Origin of the sequence: Cupriavidus sp. D39, assembly GCF_026627925.1 — a bacterium.
GTDB lineage: Bacteria > Pseudomonadota > Gammaproteobacteria > Burkholderiales > Burkholderiaceae > Cupriavidus > Cupriavidus ulmosensis.
Genome location: NZ_JAPNLE010000009.1, coordinates 4,418,723 through 4,439,103, shown reverse-complemented (window position 1 = coordinate 4,439,103; position 20,381 = coordinate 4,418,723). Strand labels below are relative to the sequence as shown.

The 20,381-nt window shown below is 66.3% G+C and carries 20 protein-coding genes; 7 read left to right on the top strand and 13 right to left on the bottom strand.

The window, feature by feature from the left end; translation table 11 throughout:
- Window positions 1-24 precede the first annotated feature (24 nt).
- The 6 genes from OMK73_RS32725 to OMK73_RS32700 are packed head-to-tail and all read right to left on the bottom strand — an operon-like array spanning window position 25 to window position 5,333.
- A complete protein-coding gene (locus OMK73_RS32725) occupies window positions 25-1,197 on the bottom strand; it encodes a CoA transferase (RefSeq protein ID WP_267605655.1) in 1,173 nt (390 codons plus the stop codon).
- A gap of 18 nt (window positions 1,198-1,215) precedes the next feature.
- Complete coding sequence (locus OMK73_RS32720; RefSeq protein WP_267605654.1) at window positions 1,216-2,601, bottom strand: FAD-dependent oxidoreductase; 1,386 nt, start codon at window positions 2,599-2,601, stop codon at window positions 1,216-1,218.
- Window positions 2,602-2,635: 34 nt separating this feature from the next.
- Window positions 2,636-3,475 (bottom strand): ABC transporter permease, encoded by an 840-nt coding sequence (locus OMK73_RS32715; protein WP_267605653.1) that lies wholly within the window; start codon window positions 3,473-3,475, stop codon window positions 2,636-2,638.
- Window positions 3,475-4,089, bottom strand: coding sequence for an ABC transporter ATP-binding protein (locus tag OMK73_RS32710; RefSeq protein WP_324291835.1), 615 nt, complete (start codon window positions 4,087-4,089; stop codon window positions 3,475-3,477). The genes OMK73_RS32715 and OMK73_RS32710 overlap by 1 nt, the downstream gene beginning before the upstream one ends.
- A 38-nt stretch (window positions 4,090-4,127) precedes the next feature.
- Window positions 4,128-4,301: a hypothetical protein gene (locus OMK73_RS32705; protein WP_267605651.1), complete on the bottom strand. Its 174-nt coding sequence runs from the start codon at window positions 4,299-4,301 to the stop codon at window positions 4,128-4,130.
- Window positions 4,302-4,304: 3 nt separating this feature from the next.
- Window positions 4,305-5,333 carry an ABC transporter substrate-binding protein gene (locus OMK73_RS32700; RefSeq protein WP_267605650.1) on the bottom strand — a complete coding sequence of 343 codons (1,029 nt, stop codon included), beginning with the start codon at window positions 5,331-5,333 and terminating at the stop codon, window positions 4,305-4,307.
- A 607-nt stretch (window positions 5,334-5,940) separates the two neighbouring features.
- Here OMK73_RS32700 and OMK73_RS32695 point away from each other — a divergent pair.
- Window positions 5,941-6,765, top strand: coding sequence for a porin (locus tag OMK73_RS32695; RefSeq protein ID WP_324291790.1), 825 nt, complete (start codon window positions 5,941-5,943; stop codon window positions 6,763-6,765).
- On the top strand, window positions 6,732-7,055 hold the full coding sequence (locus OMK73_RS38520; protein ID WP_420715620.1) for a porin: 324 nt from the start codon (window positions 6,732-6,734) through the stop codon (window positions 7,053-7,055). Before OMK73_RS32695 ends, OMK73_RS38520 begins: the two co-directional genes overlap by 34 nt.
- A 20-nt stretch (window positions 7,056-7,075) precedes the next feature.
- On the opposite strand, the gene OMK73_RS32690 is transcribed toward OMK73_RS38520, so the two are convergent.
- The gene (locus OMK73_RS32690; protein ID WP_267605649.1) at window positions 7,076-7,885 is read right to left on the bottom strand and encodes a helix-turn-helix transcriptional regulator; all 810 of its coding nucleotides are present in this window, start codon (window positions 7,883-7,885) and stop codon (window positions 7,076-7,078) included.
- Between the two features lie 190 nt (window positions 7,886-8,075).
- On the opposite strand from OMK73_RS32690, the gene OMK73_RS32685 reads away from it, so the two are divergent.
- Window positions 8,076-8,834 carry a class I SAM-dependent methyltransferase gene (locus tag OMK73_RS32685; RefSeq protein ID WP_267605648.1) on the top strand — a complete coding sequence of 253 codons (759 nt, stop codon included), beginning with the start codon at window positions 8,076-8,078 and terminating at the stop codon, window positions 8,832-8,834.
- 21 nt (window positions 8,835-8,855) lie between these two features.
- Here OMK73_RS32685 and OMK73_RS32680 read toward each other — a convergent pair whose 3' ends face one another.
- Window positions 8,856-9,764, bottom strand: a complete 909-nt coding sequence (locus tag OMK73_RS32680) for a LysR family transcriptional regulator (protein WP_267605647.1) — start codon at window positions 9,762-9,764, stop codon at window positions 8,856-8,858.
- 96 nt (window positions 9,765-9,860) lie between these two features.
- Here OMK73_RS32680 and OMK73_RS32675 point away from each other — a divergent pair, with 96 nt between their 5' ends.
- Entirely contained in the window at window positions 9,861-10,883 is a 1,023-nt protein-coding gene (locus tag OMK73_RS32675) for a bile acid:sodium symporter family protein (protein ID WP_267605646.1), read from the top strand.
- Between the two features lie 168 nt (window positions 10,884-11,051).
- Here the strand turns inward: OMK73_RS32675 and OMK73_RS32670 are convergent, their stop codons facing one another.
- Both OMK73_RS32670 and tsaE read right to left on the bottom strand, forming a co-directional pair.
- Window positions 11,052-12,551 (bottom strand): N-acetylmuramoyl-L-alanine amidase, encoded by a 1,500-nt coding sequence (locus tag OMK73_RS32670; protein ID WP_267605645.1) that lies wholly within the window; start codon window positions 12,549-12,551, stop codon window positions 11,052-11,054.
- Entirely contained in the window at window positions 12,545-13,057 is a 513-nt protein-coding gene (gene tsaE, locus OMK73_RS32665; protein WP_267605644.1) for a tRNA (adenosine(37)-N6)-threonylcarbamoyltransferase complex ATPase subunit type 1 TsaE, read from the bottom strand. Before tsaE ends, OMK73_RS32670 begins: the two co-directional genes overlap by 7 nt.
- A gap of 16 nt (window positions 13,058-13,073) precedes the next feature.
- On the opposite strand from tsaE, the gene queG reads away from it, so the two are divergent.
- Complete coding sequence (gene queG / locus OMK73_RS32660) at window positions 13,074-14,300, top strand: tRNA epoxyqueuosine(34) reductase QueG (RefSeq protein WP_267605643.1); 1,227 nt, start codon at window positions 13,074-13,076, stop codon at window positions 14,298-14,300.
- Here queG and OMK73_RS32655 read toward each other — a convergent pair.
- Window positions 14,293-15,186, bottom strand: coding sequence for an AEC family transporter (locus OMK73_RS32655; RefSeq protein WP_267605642.1), 894 nt, complete (start codon window positions 15,184-15,186; stop codon window positions 14,293-14,295). The genes queG and OMK73_RS32655 overlap by 8 nt on opposite strands.
- Window positions 15,187-15,403: 217 nt before the next feature.
- Here OMK73_RS32655 and OMK73_RS32650 point away from each other — a divergent pair, with 217 nt between their 5' ends.
- Window positions 15,404-15,937 (top strand): chalcone isomerase family protein, encoded by a 534-nt coding sequence (locus OMK73_RS32650; RefSeq protein WP_267606599.1) that lies wholly within the window; start codon window positions 15,404-15,406, stop codon window positions 15,935-15,937.
- 137 nt (window positions 15,938-16,074) lie between these two features.
- Entirely contained in the window at window positions 16,075-17,043 is a 969-nt protein-coding gene (locus tag OMK73_RS32645; RefSeq protein WP_267605641.1) for a tripartite tricarboxylate transporter substrate binding protein BugE, read from the top strand.
- 672 nt (window positions 17,044-17,715) lie between these two features.
- Here OMK73_RS32645 and OMK73_RS32640 read toward each other — a convergent pair.
- Entirely contained in the window at window positions 17,716-18,654 is a 939-nt protein-coding gene (locus OMK73_RS32640) for a carbohydrate kinase family protein (protein ID WP_267605640.1), read from the bottom strand.
- A gap of 44 nt (window positions 18,655-18,698) precedes the next feature.
- Window positions 18,699-20,348, bottom strand: a complete 1,650-nt coding sequence (pgi, locus tag OMK73_RS32635) for a glucose-6-phosphate isomerase (protein WP_267605639.1) — start codon at window positions 20,346-20,348, stop codon at window positions 18,699-18,701.
- Window positions 20,349-20,381 lie beyond the last annotated feature (33 nt).

Sequence of the window (20,381 nt, the reverse complement as noted above, 5' to 3'; positions counted from 1 at the left end):
AATTCTCGACTTGCAGATGGACGCTCATTCCGCCACTCCTTGCACGGCCATCGTTGCCGGCATCCCCTCTAGTTCGCGCAGCACGTCATCGTTATGCTGACCGAGCCGCGGCGGCGGGCGGCGCAGGCTGACGCGAGCGCGCGACATGCTGATGGGACTGCCGACGAACTTGACTTGCCGGCCCTCGCCCGCGCCTTCCAGCAGCAGCTGGTTGTGCAAAGTCTGCGGATCCACCAGCGCTTCGCGCAGGTCTCGCACCGGCGCGCAGAGTATGTCCTGCGCTTCCAGGCGGGAGAGCCAGTGGTCGCGCGTATTGGCGGCAAAGCGCTCGCGCAGCACTGCCTGCAGCCCGGCCTTGTTGCGGAACTGCTGGCTCAGGTCGCAGTAGCGCGGATCTGCCGACATGTCCTCGATCTCAAGCGCCGCGCAGATGTCGCGCAACGGGTTCTGCTTGAATGCGCCCACCATCACCAGGGGTCCCGTCTGCGTATCGAACACGCCGGACAACGGCATGGCCGCCCAGTTGACCTCGGAATCGTCCATCATGATCATGGCCGCTTCCTGCATCTGCATGGCGAGCATGGAGTTGTACAGCGACACGCTGATCTTCTGTCCCTCGCCAGTGCGGGCGCGGTCCAGCAAGGCCAGCAGCACGCCCTGCACCATGTGCATGCCGGCGGAATAGTCGGCCAGCGCGGTCGGGTAGACCGAGACCGGCACCGAATCGTCGGCCCGGCGCGCCATCACGCCGGTAATGGCCTGTGCCAGCACGTCCTGGCCGCCCTTGTGCGCATACGGCCCGGATTCGCCGAAGCCGGTGCCGACCGCGTAGATGATGCGCGGATTCAACGCGCGGCATGCCTCGTAGCCGAGGCCCATGCGCTCCATCACCCCCGCGCGGAAATTATTGACCACGACATCGGCGCCGGCGATCAGGGTCTTCACGTGCGCCATCTGTTCCGGATCCCGCAGGTCAAGCGCAATGCTGCGTTTGTTGCGGTTCAGGCTGCAAAAGATGGGGTTGTCCGCGCCGGCAACCGGCTCGAAGGTGGAGCGGCTGAGATCGCCGGAGCCCTTGCGCTCCACCTTGATAACGTCGGCGCCGTAGTCGGCCAGCGTCTGCGTGCACACCGGGCCCATCATCACCTGGGTGAAATCGATGACCCGGATGCCGCTCAGGGGCAGGTCTTGCGCCATGTTGTTGTCCTCCATGTCTTATGCTGCCTCCGCCTGCCGCACATAGGCCGCCAGTGCGGGAATATCGGCGTTGCGGCCAGTCTGGTCGCCGGGATCCGCGCCCTGTGCGCGCAAGGTCTTCTGCACGGCCCGCACGTCGACGTCGCGCACTGAAACATTGGCGTTGAGCGCCAGCGCTGCGGCGACGCCGGCGGCTTCGCCCATCGCCATGCAGGGCGGGATCTCGCGCGAGATCTTCTGTGCCTGCGAGGTGGCCGAGTAGTGGCGGCCGGCCACCAGCAGGTTGTCCACCTGCTTTGGCAACAGCGCGCGGTACGGCATGTAGTAGTCACGGCCGCGCGCGATGCTGTCGTCAAAGCGCAACCGCTGCGCCACGTCTTCCTTGGACATCACGTACTCGCCTTCGAGCAGGCGGGTCTGCCGCACGCCCGTCTGCGGTGCGACGTCGATCACGTAGCATTGCTCGAAGCCGGGCAGCTTCTCGCGCACGAACTCGACCACGGCGTGGATATGCTGGCGTCCCTGGATCTCGGCGCGCGTTAGGTCTTCCGCCTTGAGGCCGTCGATGCCCGCCATGTGCGGGCAGTTGCACCACACCACGCCAGGCAGCGGCGTCTTGAGCCACCACAGTCCCCACGAGCCGCCGAGGATGCGCTTGATCTGGCGGTCGAGCTGCGCGTAGGCCTCTGGCTCTTCGTGCTCGAAGCGCTCGGCGGCGTCCGTATCCACGCCGCCAAGGCGGAACACCGTGGTGGTGATGTAGCTGCCGCCGGCATGCGGCGCACCTGCGGAGGCCGCGACATCGAGGTCGCCGGTGGCGTCGATCACCACGTCGGCGAGGATGGCTTCACGCCCGCTCTTCGTTTCGCAGATCACGCCCTTGACCTGGCCGTCCTCCACCAAAGTCTGCGAGAACCACGAATGCAGCCGCAGCTTGACGCCGGCTTGCTGCACCATGTCGAGCGCGACGCGCTTGTAGGCGTCAGGGTCGAAGGCCGCGGCGAAGCACACCGGATGCGGCGTCTTCTGGCTGTGGAAATCGAACGTTCCCCAGCGGCCCCAGCGCCGATAGGCGGCCGGGTCTTCGCCCCATTCGTTCGCGCGGGGAAACTTGGCCAGGCCCAGCGCTGCCATGTTTTCGATCATGGTCATGCAGTTGCCGCGCACCGAGATCTCCTGCAGGTGGCTGTCCCACATATCGTCCAGCACCAGCACCATGCCGCCGGAAGCAAGGCCGCCCAGATGGTTGTAGCGTTCGAGCAGAATCGTTTCGGCGCCGTTCCTCGCCGCCGCAAGCGCGGCCGACAGGCCAGCCGGCCCACCGCCCACCACCACGACATTTGCTGCGGCCGCGACGCGCACATCGTGTGCCGGCTGGCGGATCCAGTCATTGATCTTGTTCATTTGTATCCTCGGGATTGTTGTTGTCGTGCAGCGCTCAGTGCGATTGCTCAGGCTGCCACGTGATAAGCCAGCGTTCGACCAGTGCGATCACCAGGAAGAAGGTGCCGGACATCGCCGCGCACATGATGATTGCCGCGTATAGCAAGGCGGAGTCAAAGGCGTAAGTGGCCTGGATGATCATGGCGCCGATGCCCACCGTGGCCCCGATCCATTCGCCGACGACCGCACCGATCACCGACATCGACGCGGCGATGCGCAGCGCGGAGAAGAGATACGGCAGCGAATTGAGCAGGCGCAGCTTGAAGAAGATCTCGCGCTTGCTGGCCGACAGGACCCGCATCAGCTCCAGCGACTGCGGATTGACGGCTTCCAGCCCGCGCACCATGTTCACCAGTGTGGGGAAAAAGCACACGATGGCGGCGATGGTGATCTTCGGCTCGATCCCGTTGCCCATGATCAGCACCAGGATCGGCGCCTTGGCCACCACCGGGATCGAGTTGATCATGACCGCCACCGGGTAGAAGATCTCCTGCAGCGTCTTGTTATGGACGAACACGGTCGCCAGCAGGATGGCGAGCAGGTTGCCCAGCAGGAAGCCGCCGGCCGCTTCGATGACGGTGGGAATCAAGTTCTGCAGCAGAACGTCGCGCTTGTCGAAGAATGTCTGCAGCACCAGCCCGGGAGACGGCGCGATGAAGGGCTTGATATCGAAGCCCGCCACCACGGCCCACCAGGCGAACAGCAGCCCCGCGATACCGAGCGCGGGCAAGACGCGGGCGCGCCAGACGCGCCGCCGACGGCTGGCGAAATAGGCGTGGGCCTCCGCATCCGCGCCGGCAACGGGCAGGTTCAACTTCATTTCCGATGTGCTCATCAGCAAGTCTCCAGCACGCGGCGCAGATGCGCGGATAGTGTTACGAACTCGGGGGTTTCACGCACATCCAGGGTGCGGTCTTCAGGCAGCGCCACCGGGACGATTTCCTTGACCCGGCCGGGGTTGGCCGCCAGCAGGAGCACGCGCTGGCCCAGGAATGCCGCTTCATGGATGCTGTGCGTGACGAACAGGATCGTCAGTCCCATTTCCTTCCAGACCCGCCGCAATTCCTCGTTCAGCCGGTCGCGCGTGATTTCATCCAGCGCACCGAAGGGCTCGTCCATCAGCAGCACCTTCGGATCGCTGACCAGCGCGCGGGCGATCGCGACGCGCTGGCGCATGCCGCCGGACATTTCATGAGGCAGCGCATCCTCGCGCCCCTTCAAGCCAACCAGTTCCAGCAGCTCGCGTGGCGTTGCCTTGCCCGCGCGCGCCTTGCCGTTGGCGACCTCAAGCGGCAGCTCGACGTTCTGCAACGCCGTGCGCCAGGGCAGCAGCGCCGCATCCTGGAACACGAAGCCGATGTCGCGGCGGGCCCGAGCGACCGCCGGCGGTTCGTTGAGCACGCGGATGTCGCCGCGGCTGGGCTTGACCAGGTCCGCCACCACGCGCAGGAACGTGGACTTGCCACAGCCGGAGGGTCCGAGCAGCGTCAGGAATTCCCCGTGGCCACATCGAGGCTCAGGCCCTCGATGGCTGTGGTGCTGCGACGGTCGGTGAAGAAGCGGACATTGATATCGCGGCAACTGATTGAAAGTCCGGTGCCGGTGGAAGCTGGAACGCCGGCGCGTGCGGCAGGGCGTGGATTGAATAGCGTGGCTTGCATGGCTTACACCACCAGTCGTGACGATTTGGTGGCCTGCAGGATGTCCAGCGTCATGACATCCTCCACCTTGGGAGCGCGCGCGCGGAACTGGCCGAGCTGCGCATACAGGGAGATCTGCTCCTGCCATACGGCAGGGTCCATCGTTCCCCAACCCTGCGTGCCGCTCGCTCTATTGAAGGCGTAGCCCATCAAGACGTCGATCGACCCGCGCTCGTCCGCGAGGTTCAGGCTCGGGAATTCCTTGAGCAGTAGATCGACTGCCTGATCCCGGTTCTTATTGGCGTAAAGCCAGCCGCGTGCAGTCGCGCGCAGAAAGCGCTGCAGCACTTCCGGGTGATTACGCAGCGTGTCGACGTGCGCGTAGTAGGGCAGCGCGTAGAGGCGGACGCCGGAATCCCAGAGGCTCAGGTCGACACGGTCCGCGCCCAGGGCCTTCAGTGCGGACAAGTTGGTCTGCCAACCCGCTACGGCATCCACCCGTCCGCTAAGCAGAGGCATCATGTCGGCGCCGATCGGCACGACGCTGACCTGGCTCTCCGCGATCTTGTGCCTCGCCAGCAGCGCCTTGAGCAGCACGAGTCCGGTGGCCTGGATGCCGATACGCTTGCCGATCATTTCCTGCGGCGTGCGGATCGGCGTTTTCTTGAGCGAGAAGAAGGCGTAGGGGTGCTGCTGCAGGCCTACGGCAAAGCACTTGACCGGCAGCCCTTCCGATACGGCCAGCATGACGGATGGGCTGGATGAGATTTGCCCGGCCTCGCCGCGCCCCGAGGCCACGATGGCCACGCCATCGACATTGGGGCCGCCGGGCTGGATCTTGAAATCGATTCCTTCCTGCTCGTAGTAGCCGAGCCGTTTCGCAACAACCTCGCCGACCTGGTTACCGCCAGGTATCCAGCCCAACTGCATATTGACCGCCGCGCGATCGGCGGCAAAGGACTTGACCGACAGCAGCGCGCCGGTGGCCAGCCCGGCTGCCGCGAGGGAAGCCTGCAGCACGCGCCTGCGGTTCGGATTTTCCAATGATGACATCTTGATTTCCATGGTTCCCTGCCTCGTTTTCGGATCTGTCTGCAAGCGGTCAAATCTCGTGACTGCTGTATTTTGATGACGAGGGAGTGCTCGAACAAGAACCGTTTTTCGAGCAAGGGCGATGCCTAAATTAGGGCGCACAATGCCAGTGCAGCATGCCCTACGCAGGTGCCGGCGATGCTTTATTGCGGTGCAAAAAAAGGGCGCCCCTTAATGGGTCGAGCGAAAAATTCGCTCGGCGGTAGCCAAAATCTGTGCTTCCCGCGGCGGTTTTCCTGCGCCGACAATCCACTCAAATCTCACCGATAAAGAGATCAATGAGGGAGCAGGCATGCATCGCCGTTACGCAGTCGATTCGATTGGCTTACTTCTCGCCGGTGCTGGCTCGCGTGCATTTGCACGCCACGCCGGTTCCGGCAAGCACCTTGGCCGGCTAGCCATCCCAGCCAGCTTCCCGCTACCTGCGGACACGGCTTGGGTCGTTTCCTAGCGACGACGTCGCCCGCACCTCTTCCCGTCCAGCTCTTCTTTCTTCCGGATCCCTGCGCACCCCGGTGCGTGCGGGAGGACCGCTTTTTTACTTTTTTCTAATGACAGGAAGGTCACTATGAAGCGAAGTGCCATCGTCGCCACGACGTTATTGCTAGCGTGTTCGGCATCCTACGCGCAAAGCGGGGTGAATTTGTACGGGCTGATCTCGACCGGCATTGTTTATGCCAACAATCAGAACAGCCATTCCAGCTTCCAGATGGCCAACGGGCCGATGCAAACGCCTCGCTGGGGATTAAGGGGCGAGGAGGATCTGGGTGGCGGCAACAAGGCCATCTTTACGCTGGAGAGTGGCTTTTCCGTCATCAATGGCACGGCTTCGCAGGGTGGACGGATGTTCGGCCGGCAGGCCTTCGTCGGCATGTCGTCCCAGGATCTGGGCACCGTTACATTAGGCCGGCAGTACGATCTCTCTGCGGCGACGCTGTGGTCATTCGAATCGGCAACACAGTTCGCCGCCTATGGCACGCACATCGGCGACAGCGACAATGTGTTCAACACGTTCCGCGTCAACAATACGATCGCCTACAAGAGCCCTTCATACGGTGGCCTGCAGTTTGCCGGCATGTTCAGCCTCGGGGAAAAGCCTGGCGACTTCCACTCGAACAATGCGTATAGCCTCGGCATATCGTACAAACGCAACGATCTTTCGCTGGGCGTGGCGTATGAGGAGCTGAATACGCCGAACAGCCCGACTAACCAGTCGGGCGCAGTAGTCGGCGACTACGGCTTCACGTCTCCCTTCCTCACCAGCCTGGCTACCGGGGCCAAAGTGGATCGGCAGCGGATCTGGGGCGCGGGGGCGCCTATCAGTTCGGTCCGGTGGGCGTCTCGGTCCTGTACACCAATGTGCGCTTCAACTACCTCGACAACACGAGGCTGACGGTCAACAACGGCGAGATTTCTGTTACCGACTACATCACGCCAAACCTGATGGTGGGCGCAGCCTATATCTATACGTGGGGCGATTACCGCCCTATGGACAACAGCCCGAAATGGCATCAGGTCAACCTCGGCGCCGACTATTTCCTCAGCAAGCGCACCGACCTGTTCCTGGTCGGCATATACCAGCACGCTGCGGGCGACGCCACATATGCCCAGATCTACACGCTCTCGCCGTCCTCGACCAAGACCCAGGTATCGGCAGTGGCGGGGATCCGGCATAAGTTCTAAGACGCCAGGGCACTTGGCCCTCAGGCACGCATCAGCATCACCAGCGTCAGACCCGGCGCGGCCGCCGGCACCAGCGTGAGCTGCTCGAAATGCAGCAGCCCGCGCTGCGGATGGCAAAAGCCGCGGCGGCCGCCCTGGCGCTCTTCCACGTCCTGCGACAGCCAGTCGGCGCGGAACGCCGGGCTCTGCGAGATCAGTTCGTCCACGAGCGCCCGCGTCGGCGGGTCTTCGGCATGGCGGATGCTGTGCGCGCGGAATTCCGCCACCAGCCGTGCCGCGCGGTGCGGCCAGTCTTCCACTAGTGCCTGCAAGCCCGGCGACAGGAACATGCTGCGCAGCAGGTTGCGATCCTCACTGGTGGGGTCAAGCCAGCCCACGAACAAATCGGCGGCGGCGGCATTCCAGGCCAGCGCGTTCCATTGCCGGTCCAGCAGGTAGGCCGGGCCGTTGATGGCCTCCACGCTGGCGAGGACCGTGGCGGGTGCGTGTTCGTCCTGGGCTTGCATGGGGTCGCGCCGGCCGGCCAGCTCGAACAGGTAGGCCCGCTCCGCACGCGACAGCCGCAGTGCGCCGGCCAGGCTGGCAAGCGCGCGGGCCGACAGCGCCACCGGCCGGCCCTGCTCCAGCCACGTTACCCAGGTGGCGCTCAGGCCAGCGAGCTGCGCCAGTTCCTCGCGGCGCAAGCCCGGGGTGCGCCGCCGCCGGCCGGGCGCCAGGCCAACCTCGGCCGGGGCCAGGCGCTCGCGGTGGGCCCGCAGGAAGCGGCCCAGCACGGCTTCGCGCGTGAGTTCGCTTGGCTTGGCGGGATCGGGAAGCGCGTAATCTGTCATGGAGGGCTGAGCGGGAAAACGAGGCAGTAGACTGGAAGCTGGTGCGTTTTATACCAGGATAAAACTTGTACCGGGAAAACAGGCTGCTACAGTACGTCGAACCCGTTACGCGGGCAAGTCCCCCGGTCCCCGCTTTTGCAGCCCCCGGTCACCAGAATCCACCAGCGGCCATTGCCGCCAGGAGAGCCCCATGCAACAACAAGAACTCGTTGCCGCCCAGTTCGGCGCCACCGCCAGCGCCTACCTCACCAGCGCGGTCCACGCGCAGGGTGCAGACCTGCAGCAGCTTGCACAGGAACTGGCGGCGGTGCCGGCGGCGCAGGTGCTCGACCTGGGTTGCGGCGCGGGCCATGCCAGCTTTGCCGCGGCGGGGGTCGCAGCGGAAGTGATGGCTTACGATCTGTCGGCAGAGATGCTGGCGGTGGTGGAAGGCGCGGCGCGCGACAAGGGGCTGGCCAATATCCGCACCTGCCAGGGCGCCACGGAATCGCTGCCCTTCTACGATGCCAGCTTCGACGCGGTGATCTCGCGCATGAGCGCGCACCACTGGCGCAACGTGCCGGCGGCGCTGGCGGAGATGCACCGGGTGCTCAAGCCGGGCGGCAAGGCCGTGCTGATCGACATCGCGGGCTCGGACGACCCGCTGCTCGACACCTGGCTGCAATCGGTGGAGTTGTTGCGCGACCCGTCGCATATCCGCGACTACACCGGCAACGAATGGCAAGGGATGCTGGAGACGGCGGGCTTCCAGGCCGGTGTCTCGCCGGTCTGGCGCATCGAGCTGGAGTTTGCCACCTGGGTGCAGCGCATGCGCACGCCGCCCGTGGCGGTGGCCGCCATCTTGCACCTGTGGCAACTGGCGCCGGCGGAAGTACGCGAGCACTACCTGGTCAAGGCCGACGGCAGCTTTGCGCTGGAAGCAGTGATGGTCACGGCAACGCGCAGCTAAGCCGCTAAGCCAGGGTGCCAGTCATTGCGGCATGGCCGGCTCGGCCGGCAACGGCAGGCTCTGCACCATCTGCCACACGGCGGCGGCCGAGGGCGACAAGGAGCGGTCTTCCCTGCAGACCATGACGATGCGCCGCTCCTCGCGCGGCGTGAGCGGCCGCCAGACCAGCGGCGATGCCGCCGGCAGCGGCAGCGAGAACGAGGGCAGGACCGAAGCGCCGATGCCGGCCTCGACCATGCCGAACACGCTGGCCGAATGCCCCAGCTCCTGCACCACGCTGGGCGCCACGCCATGGCTGGCGAAGATGCGGTCGATCAGGGGCCGGCTGCCCGAGGCGAAATCCAGCAACACCAGCGGCATCCGGTCCAGCGCGGACCACGGCACCGAGTCGGCATTGGCCAGCGGGTGATCGCGCCGGCACACAAAGCAAAATGGATCGGTCGCCAGTGGCGCGATGGTCAAGCCTTCATGCGCCAAAGGATCGATCAATACGCCAAAGTCCACCGCCCCCGCACGGATCTGCTCGAGGCCGTCCGCCTGCACGTTGTCGCGCACGCTGAGGCGAATATCCGGGTACTGGCGCGCGCAGGTCGCCACATACAGCGGCATCAGCCGCGCCGAAATCGTGGGTGCGCTGGCAATCACAACACGCCCCCGATAGCGCTCGCCAAGCTGCCGCGTTTCTTCCAGCGTATCGTCCAGCTGGCCAAGCAGGCGCTCGATGGCGGGGGCCAGCGCCTGGCCCGCGTCGGTCACCACCACCTCGCGCGTGGTGCGGTCGAGCAAGCGCACGCCAAGTGCCTCTTCGAGCTCGGCCACGCCCCGGCTGACGGCCGGCTGCGTCAGGCCGACGGCATCTGCAGCACGGCTGAAACTGCCATGCCCGACCACGGCGAGGAAGACGCGCAACTGGCGCAATGTGTAATTCATGCGTCTATGAGATGAATGGATGCGATAAATGAATTTGCATTCTAGGCTTCGGTAACGTCCAATACTAGGCGAAACCCTAATCCAACTTAGCCGTCAATGTCCGCCATCCTCTCACCCTTCAAGAAAATCTACGACCTGATCGACGGGTTCGTACTGATCATGCTCACCGCCATCGGCATCGCGCTGCTGGCCCCGCAAATTGGCGCCGGCGACGGCCCGCTGCACCTGGGCATGGTCACCAACCTGGGCGTCGCCCTGGTGTTCTTCCTGCACGGCGCGGCGCTCTCGCGCGACAAGCTGGTGGCCGGCGCGCGCCACTGGCGCCTGCACGCCTTCGTGCAGAGCTTCACCTACATCGTCTTCCCGGTGGTCGGGCTGGCGCTGATGTTCGGCCTGCGCAACACGCTGCCCGCCGAGCTGCTGCTGGGCGTGTTCTACCTGTGCGCGCTGCCCTCCACCGTGTCGTCGTCGGTGGCGATGACCTCGATGGCGCGCGGCAACGTGCCGGGCGCCATCTTCAACGCCACCATCTCGGGCCTGATCGGCATGGCCGTCACACCGCTGCTGATGGGCCTGGTGATCAGCGCCAGCGGCGCCTCGATGCCGCTGGGCAAGGCGCTGACCGGCGTTGCGCTGCAACTGCTGCTGCCGTTCGCGCTCGGCCAGCTGGCCCGTCCGCTGATCGGCAGCTGGCTGGCCAAGAAGAAGCAGATCACCAACAAGATCGACCGCGGCGTGATCGTGCTCATCGTGTATTCGTCGTTCTGCGACGCCACCGCCGCCGGCCTGTGGCACAAGTACAACTGGGAAACCATCGGCGCCGTGATGGCGCTCGCCGCCGTGCTGCTGCTCGTGATCCTGGCCACCACCACCTTCACCGCGCGCCGCCTCGGCTTCTCCGTGGAAGACGAGATCACCGCGGTGTTCTGCGGCTCCAAGAAGAGCCTGGCCAACGGCATCCCGATGGCCAAGATCCTGTTTGCCGGCCACCCGGCGCTGGGCCTCTTGGTGCTGCCGCTGATGGTCTACCACCAGTTGCAGCTGATCGTGTGCTCGGTGATCGCCTCGCGCTATGCCAGCCGCGACGCGCTACCCGAAGGCGCCACTGCCCGCGCCTGAGTATTACCGCGCAACATGACAAACGGCCGGCAAGTTGATTGCCGGCCGTTTTTTTGACGCATCGGCCTTCCATAGGAGTTGAACCCCTGCCGGTTTGCTCCCCTCTCCCCATGAGGGGAGAGGGAGCGACAGGCGTCGTCATTGCGAACGGTTTTGGCCCATCCTCGCTTACACCGACGGATTCTTCGACAGTGGCGGATTGCGCGCGAAGTAGTTCTTGATGCCACGCAGGATGGCGTTGGCCAGTTGCTCCTGGTGGTTCTCGTCGTTGAGCTTGCGCTCTTCCTCGGGATTGCTGATGAAGGCGGTCTCGACCAGGATCGAAGGGATATCCGGCGCCTTCAGCACGGCAAAGCCCGCCTGCTCCACGCTGCCCTTGTGCAGCCGGTTGACGCCGCCGATCTCCGACAGCACGGCCTTGCCCACCTGCAGGCTGTCGTTGATCTGCGCGGTGGTGGACAAGTCCAGCAGCACCCGCGCCACCTGCGCATCCTTGTTGCCCATGTTGGCGCCGCCGATCAGGTCGGAGGCGTTTTCCTTGTTGGCCATCCAGCGCGCCGCGCTGCTCGAGGCGCCGCGCTCGGACAGCGCGAACACCGAGGCGCCCTTGGCTTCCGGCGAGAGGAAGGCATCGGCATGGATGGACACGAACAGGTCGGCCTGCACCCGGCGCGCCTTCTGCACGCGCACATTGAGCGGCACGAAGAAGTCCGCGTCGCGCGTCATCATGGCGCGCATATTGGGCTGGGCATCGATCTTGGCGCGCAGCCGTTGCGCGATCTGCAGCACCACGTCCTTCTCGCGCGAGCCGGAGGCGCCGGTGGCGCCAGGATCCTCGCCGCCGTGGCCTGGATCGATCGCCACCGTCAGCAGGCGGCGCATCTTGAAGGAGCGGTCCGCCGGCGGGTTGTTGGCGGGCAAGGCCGCAGGCGGATTGTTCTGGGCCAGCGGCGGTGCCGATGGTGCCGTCGAGGGGACCGGTGGCCTGGGCTTGACGGCTGCCATCGGCGGCAGGGCCGGCACCGGGTTGGCGCCCTTGTCGTCGAACTTGCGCACCAGCGCGCCAATGGCGTCTTCCTCGCCGGTGGCAGGCGCGCCGGACACGCCATCCGCGCCTGCCGGCGGCTGCGTGGCGGCAAACCTGCGCTGCTTGTCCTCGGTGTCGCGCACCAGCGTCCACAGCGGATCGGGCGGGTTGACAGGGTAGAGGTCAAACACCAGGCGGTTGCGGTAGCTGCCGATCGGCGCCAGCGTGAACACCTGCGGCGAGACGTTTTCCTTCAGGTCGAACACCAGCCGCACCACGCGCGGCCGGTTCTGGCCCACGCGCACGGTCTGGATGTAAGGATCGTTGGAGGTGATCTTGGCCACCAGCTCGCGCAAGGTGGGTGAGAGATCGAGGCCATCGATGTCCACCACCAGCCGGTCGGGGCCGTGGACCATCTGGTGGACGGCGGCCAGCGGCTCGTCGGATTCGATGGTGACGCGGGTGTATTCCTCGGCGGGCCAGACCCGCACCGCGACGATGCCGGCGCCAAAGGCGATCTGCGGCCCGGCCAGTGTCAGCACCACGCTGCCGGCGCTGGCCTTGAGGCACTGCGCCAGCCATTTGCGGCGGGCCAGCTGGATATCGTCGGGTCGGTCGGTGGCGAGTCGCTTGATCAGCATGCGCAAAGCAGGATAAGTCCAGTCTGAGTATAGGCACGAAGCGTGACGATACGGCGTTCGGCCGCGTCGTCGGCGTCGCTTGTGTCCGATTGGAGCAACAAGTGAAGGTCCGGTTCCCCAAGCAAGTGCCCGGCATTCTCCGGCCACTCCACCAGGTTAACGGCAGGTTCGGCAAAACAATCACGAAAACCGGCATCGGCCCACTCCTCCGGATCGGCGAAGCGGTACAGGTCGAAGTGGTAGGCGGTCAGGGGTGAGCCATCGGTGCGCGTGACCGAATACGGCTCGCACAGCGTGTAGGTGGGGCTGCGCACCTTGCCCGTGTGGCCGAGCGCGCGAAGGATGGCACGCGACAACGTGGTCTTGCCGGCGCCAAGGTCGCCCGAGAGCTGCAGGTGCACGGTCTGGGGCGGCAGGTTGCGAACGGCCTCGGCCAGCGCCGCGCCCAGCCGGGCGGTGGCCGCTTCGTCGGGCAGGTTGAGTGTGCGTTCTTGGAGCAGGGGCATTGCGTACAATTGGGGAATGATCGACCGAGCAGCCCAGGCGCCAACCGCCTCGCCCCCTCCTGCCAGCAGCGCCGTCCCCGGGACAGCGCCTGGCCTTGCGCCGTCCATTGCCCATGCGGGCACGGACGCCGCCGGGCTGGAAGCGCTGGTGGGCTCGATCCGGGCCTGGGGCGCGGAACTCGGCTTCGATGCGGTCAGCATTGCCGACGTGGATCTCAGCCGGGCCGAAGCAGGATTGTTGGCGTGGCTGGCACAGGGCTACCACGGCGACATGGATTATATGGCGAACCACGGCTTGCGGCGCGCGCGTCCCGCCGAACTGGTGCCCGGCACGGTACGCGCCATCGTGGCCCGCATGCCCTATCTGCCCGCCGCGGGCCCGGACGACTGGCGCAGCCATGAACTTGCCCGGCTCGACGACCCCGCCACCGCCGTGATCTCGCTTTACGCGCGGGGCCGCGATTATCACAAGGTGCTGCGCAACCGCCTGCAGCAGCTCGCCAGCCGCATCGAGGCCGCCATCGGCGCGTTCGGCTATCGCGTCTTCACGGATTCCGCGCCGGTGATGGAGGTGGCGCTGGCCGCGCAGGGCGGCCTTGGCTGGCGCGGCAAGCACACGCTGCTGCTCGACCGCGATGGCGGCTCGATGTTCTTCCTCGGCGAGATCCTGGTCGATGTGCCCTTCCCTGCCGACGCGCCGGAATCCGACCACTGCGGCCATTGCCGCCGCTGCATCGATATCTGCCCGACCCAGGCCATCCTGGAGCCCTACCGCATCGACGCGCGCCGCTGCATCTCCTACCTGACCATCGAGCACAAGGGCGCCATCCCAGAGGAGTTGCGCGCGCCGATGGGCAACCGCGTGTATGGCTGCGACGACTGCCAGCTGGCCTGCCCGTGGAACAAGTTCGCCCATCGCGCCACGCTGCCGGACTTCGACGTGCGCAACGGCTTCGACGCACCCGACATGGCCGAGCTGTTCGGCTGGACCGAGGCGGAGTTCAACCAGCGGCTGGAGGGCAGCCCGATCCGCCGCATCGGCCATGAACGCTGGCTGCGCAACCTGGCGGTGGGACTGGGCAACAGCCTGCGCGCGGCGCTCGCCAGTGGCGACACGGCGCTGGCCGCGCGCATCCGCGCGGCGCTCGGCGCGCGCCAGGCCGACGCCAGCCCGCTGGTGCGCGAGCATATCGACTGGGCGCTGGCGCAAGCGCCAGCGCACACCGAAGCACCCGCTAACTGACCAGGGACAGCCAGAACGGCGTGGTGACGATGGCCGCCACGGTCATGACCGAGATCGTCGCCGCCACCATCGGCCCGTTGCCGCCCATGCGCACGGCCAGGATGTAGGCGCTCGACGCGGTCGGCAGCGAGGCGAACAGCACCACGATCTGCGACTGCAACTCGGTCAGCGGCAGCAAGCGCCCCACCGCCCAGGCAAAGCACGGCATGGCCACCAGCTTGACGCCGCTCCACCACGCCACCGGCCCGATCGCCCCCGTCACCCCGCTCATCTGCAGGCCCGCGCCGACCGTCATCAGCCCCAGCGCCGTGGACGCGGAACCCAGCCGGGCCAGCGTCATGCCCACCACCTCGGGCGGATGCAGGCCAAGCAGGTTGGTCAGCAAGCCCCCGGCGGTGGCCAGGATCAGCGGGTTGCGCGCCAGCTCGCGCCACAGGCGGGTTTCGCCGTGACGGGCCAGTGCCCAAACCGCGGCCACGTTGCACAGCGGCACCGTGCAGCCGACGATCACCGCCATCATGGCCAGCCCCTCGCTGCCGCCCAGGCGTGCGGCCAGCGCCAGCCCGATATAGGAATTGAAGCGGAATGCGGTCTGCAAGCCGGAAGCAAAATCGAGCGGCGCCAGCCGCATCGCCCATTTGACGGCGTAGCCGCCCACCATGCCAAAGGCAGTGGTCAGCAGCGCCAGGCCGAGCATGGCCGAGGTCGAGGAGAAATCGAACTTGGCGCTGTTGGTGGACTGCAGCAGCAGCGCGGGAAAGAGCACGAAATACACCAGGCGCTCCACGCCGGCCCAGAACGCGCGGTCGAACGGGGAATAGCGCACCAGCAGCCAGCCGATCAGGATCAGGCTGAAATCCGGCACCAACAGGAGAGCAGAAGACATCGATTGGTTTTAGTTATTGTGATGGCCGCCGCGCACGCCAAGTGCAGCCTAGGGCAGATACCAATTGGTATTGTTTCAGAAATCGCGGAATATGGCACGTTCCGTCGTACCGTCCAGCCTCTCCATGTTTCCCCGCCGTACCCCGTTCGCGCACGAACCGCTCGCCCGCCGCGCCAGCCTGCTGGCGCTCACCCTCTGCGTGGGCGCGGCCTTGGCCATGCCGTCGGAGACCGCGCGCGCCAACGAAATCGAGGGCATGCGGATCGACGACGCCACGCGCGTCGGCGGCAAGGAGCTACAACTGAACGGCACCGGCCTGCGCTCGATGTTCATCATCAAGGGCTATGTGGCCGCCCTTTACCTGCCGGAGAAGGCGCGCAATGCCACCGTGGTGCTGGGCGCCCACGGCCCCAAGCGCCTGCAGATCCGGCCGCTGCGCGAGGTGCCATCCGATGCCTTTATCAAGGCCCTGAACGAAGGGATCCGCGAAAACCACAGCGAGGTCCAGTTCCAGAGGCTGTCCGACCGCCTGCTCCAGCTGCGCGAGACCATGGAGCAGATGGGTACCGCCCGCAAGGGCGATGTGATCAATTTTGATTTTTCGCCCGATGGCGGCACCGTGGTCGCCATCAACGGCACGCCGCGCGGCAAGCCGATCCCGGGCGAAGATTTCTACCAGGCCGTGCTGCGCATCTTCCTTGGCGACCATCCGGTCGACCGGGAACTCAAGCGCGGGCTCCTGGGCGGTTAGCCCCCGGGCGGCCACCAGGCCCGCCCGCCAGAACTCACGCCGCCGGCTCCAAAGCCCCGCCACAGCGGATGCGTCGCCGGCGTTCTTCACCTTGGGCGGATATCCCCGCCCGGTCCTTTGACGGGAGACACGATCTCATGCAAACCAGCAAAATCGCCCTGGCCCTTGGCCTGGCAGCAGCGGCCTCCGTGGCGCAGGCGCAAAGCTTCCCGACCAAGCCGATCCGGCTGATCATCCCGTTCGCGCCCGGCGGCACGACGGACATCGTGGGCCGCGGCGCGGCCGACCAGATGAGCCGCATCCTGGGCCAGCCCGTGGTGGTGGAAAACCGCGCCGGCGGCGGCGGCTCGATCGGCGCCGACGCCATCGCCAAGGCCGCGCCCGACGGCTACACGATCGGCATCTCCACCGTCTCCACCATGGCGGTCAACCCGGCGTGCAACCCCAAGCTGTCGTACGACCCGATCAAGGACTTCAAGCCCATCACCAACCTGGCCAACGTGGCCAACGTGATCGCGGTCAACCCGAACTTCCCGGCCAAGGACTACAAGGAATTCCTGGCCGTGCTGAAGGCGAATCCGGGCAAGTATTCGTACGCGACCTCCGGCACCTGCGCCTTCGGCCACATGCTGGGCGAGCAGTTCAAGGTCTCCACCAAGACCTTCATGGTCCATATCCCCTACCGCGGCGCGGGCCTGGCGCTGAACGACGTGCTGGCCGGCCAGGTGCCGATCATGGTCGACAACCTGCCCTCCTCCATGCCCTACATCAAGGCCGGCAAGCTGCGCCCGATCGTGGTGGCCTGGAACAAGCGCATCGACTCGCTGCCGAACGTGCCGACCTTCGGCGAAATGGGCCTGAAGGAGCCGAACGACCCGGCCTGGTATGGCCTGGTGGCACCTGCCGGCACGCCCGACGACGTGATCAAGAAACTTAATGAAGCGGCCGTCAAGGCATTGCAGGACAAGGACTTCCAGCAGCGCCTGCGCACCGCCGGCGCGGAACCCTCGGGCAACACCCCGGCGCAGCACGCGGCCGAGATCAAGAAGGAGTTCGAGAAGATGAAGACGCTGGTGAAGGTGCAGAACATCAAGCTGGAGCAGTGATTCAGGTGGCAAACCTGCAGCACTAGCCGAAGCCGGCGAGTGCGCCAAAGCCGCGCGCCATGACGACGGCTGTCTCTCCCTGAGCGGAGAGGGGGTGGCTCGGAGCAACTTGAAGCGAAGCCCGCGGTGTTGTCCAGCACGCAGGCATATCGAGCGCCCGCCCTCTCCCCGGCCCCTCTCCCACAAGTGGGAGAGGGGAGCAAACCAGCTGTAGAGTCAAACATCACTCGGTCTAGCCGTGATTTCCGCCCCCAGGCGGAAATCACCCAAGCGCGATGCGAAGCGAGCCGTCAAGGTTTGCATCTCCCGTTATGCGGCGCCTCGTCGGCAAGCCAAAAGAGCGGAAAAGAGGGACCCATGTCTGAGCATCGCCCTAAGGCGATGTGAGTTTGGGTCCCGGCTGCTCTTTTGGCTTGCCGACGAGGGGTCCTTCGCCGCATCCGGGTCGCCTTCTTTGCCTACTTTCTTGGCGAGACAAGAAAGTAGGTCGCCTCCCCGCAGGGGAGGTGAAACCGCCTTTGACTTTAAGCCGTTGAGCTTTTGACCTTTTGACCTTTTGACGTCAAGCAGGCCAACGCCACATCCAACGTCCGCCCTCTCCCCGACCCCACTTGACACGGTTGCTCTCCCGCGCGCGGGAAAGGGGAGCACCCCAACGCCGATCCGGCGCTATCAGGCCAAAGAGGCCAAAGCCACCCCCTCGCCCAGCAGCACCCTCACCTCCCCCACACTCGGCGAATAGGCCCCCGCGCGCGTGGCCGCCACCGCCGCGGTAGCGGCAGCCCATCGCGCCTGCTGCGCCAGCGTTGCCTCCGGGTCCAGCAGCAAGCCCGCCATCCAGCCGCCCATGGCGGCATCGCCGCAGCCGACGGTGTCGACCACGTCGACGGCAAACACAGGCTGCTCTACCGCGTCATACCCATGCAGCAGCGTCATGCCGTGCGCGCCGCGCGTCAGCAGCACGCGCGCCTGCGGGGCCTGCGCCCTGAGCGCCGCCAGCGCGGCGTGCTCGTCCAGCGTAGGGTACAGGCCGCGCAAGTCCTCGTCCGACACCTTGATGTAGTCCGCCAGGCCGGCCATATGCGCAAAGACGGCCTGGTACTCCGGCGCGCGCATGGGCGTGCGGAAGTTGGGATCGAAGGCGATGCGCTTGCCTGCGGCCCTGGCCTGCGTGGCTTCTTCGCACAGGCGCGCGGCGAGCGGCTGGCGCGCGAGGCTGAGCGAGCCGAAGTGCACGGTGCGCGCGGCCTGGCGCCACCCCGGCGGCAGGCGCTGGGGTTCGAAGTAGAGATCGGCGCTGTCGTCGCCGACGAAGAAATACTGCGGCGGGTGCTGCGCGCCGACAAACGCCAGCAACGGCGAGCGCTCAACCCGCTGCAGGAAGCGCAGGTCCAGCCCGGCCTCGGCACTGGCCTCGGCCAGCTGGTCGCCCAGCGTGTCGCAGCTGATCGCGCCGGCGAAGGCGGTGGGCAGGCCCAGCCGCGCGCCCACGCGGGCCACGTTCCAGCACGAGCCGCCGGGCAGGCCGAGCCACGCCTGCCCGCCTTGATGAACCATGTCGGTCAATGCCTCGCCGAAGACGACGTAGGCTGGCCATGATGTCGTTGTCATTGCATCCTCTTTCTCGTATTTCCGTCTGCGCGCGCTGCCGCGCGTCAGGCTTGCCAGGCCGATGCCGCGGCGAGCGCGCGCCGGATCAGGCCGGCGGTGGAAGCATCGTGCGGGCGGGCCGGGCCGCCATCGAGCTCGCTGGCGATCGGCGCGGCGAGCTGCTTGCCAAGCTCCACGCCCCACTGGTCGAACGAATTGATGTTCCACAGCACGCCCTGCACGAAGGTGCGGTGCTCCGAGAGCGCGACCAATGCGCCCAGGTGATACGGATCGAGCCGCTGCAGCAGCAGCGTGTTGCTGGGACGGTTGCCCTCGAACACCATGTGCGGCACCAGCGCTTCGTCCTGTACGCCGAGCGCCCGGACCTCTTGCGCGGTGCGCCCGCGCAGCAGCGCCTCGCCTTGCGCAAAGCAGTTGGCGAGCAGCTTGCCATGGTGGCCCGGCATCGGGTGCACCGGCTCCAGCGCGGCGATGAAATCCACCGGCATCCAGTGCGAGCCCTGATGCACCATCTGGAAGTAGGCATGCTGGCCGTTGGTGCCGGTAGTGCCCCACACCACCGGCGCGGTGCCTTGCGCGGCGGCGGCGCCATCGAGCTGCACGGACTTGCCGTTGCTCTCCATCTCGAGCTGCTGCAGGAAGGCAGGCAGCAGCTCGAGCGGCTCGCAGTACGGCGCCACGCAGCGGCTGCCGGTACCCAGGAAGCTGCGATACCAGACATCGAGCAGGCCGAGGATCATCGGCATGTTTTGCGGCGGCTCGGCCTCGGCGAAATGCTGGTCCATGGCGCGGGCGCCGTCGAGCAACTGGCGAAAACGCGCAAAGCCAACGGCCAGCGCAATCGACAGCCCCACCGCCGACCACAGCGAAAAGCGCCCGCCCACCCAGTCCCAGAACGGGAACATGTTGGCTGGGTCGATGCCGAACTCGGCTACCGCCTGCCGGTTGGTGGAGACCGCGACGAAGTGGCTGGCCAACTGTGCCTGCGGCACCCCGTGGCGCAGGAACCAGGTGCGCGCGGTGTGCGCGTTGGCCATGGTCTCCAGCGTGGTAAAGGTCTTGGAGCAAACCACCACCAGCGTGCTGGCGGCGTCCAGCCGCGCAAGCACGGCGGCAAGATCGCTGCCATCCACGTTGGCGACAAAATGCATGCGCGGCCCTTCGGTGTCCAGGTGCGCGAGCGCGCGGCAGACCATGCGCGGCCCCAGGTCCGAGCCGCCAATGCCGATATTGATCACGTCGGTGATCTGGCGGCCATTCCAGCCGCGCCACGCGCCGCCGCGCACCGCGTCGGCGAAGCGCTCCATCTGCGCGAGCACCGCGGCCACGTCGCCGCCCACCGCCACGCCCTGCGCGTGGAAGCCGTCCTGCGGCCACGCGCGCAGCGCCATATGCAGCGCGGCGCGGCGCTCGGTGGTGTTGACCGCTTCGCCGCGGTACATGGCATCGCGCCGTGTGGTCACGCCGGCCTCTCCGGCCAGCGCGAACAACAGCGCCATGGTGGTGTTGGTGACGCGGTTCTTGGCGTAGTCCAGCGTCAGGCCGGCGGCCTCGGCCACGAAGCCGGCGCCGCGGGCTTCGCCCTGCTGGCCGTCGAACCAATCGCGCAGGTGGGCATGGCGGATGGTTTGCGCGTGCGCTTGCAGCCGCTGCCAGGCGGGTAGATGGTGGGACACTTGGGGCATAGCGGACATCGATACAACTCCTGTACTCGCCGGCGTACAGGC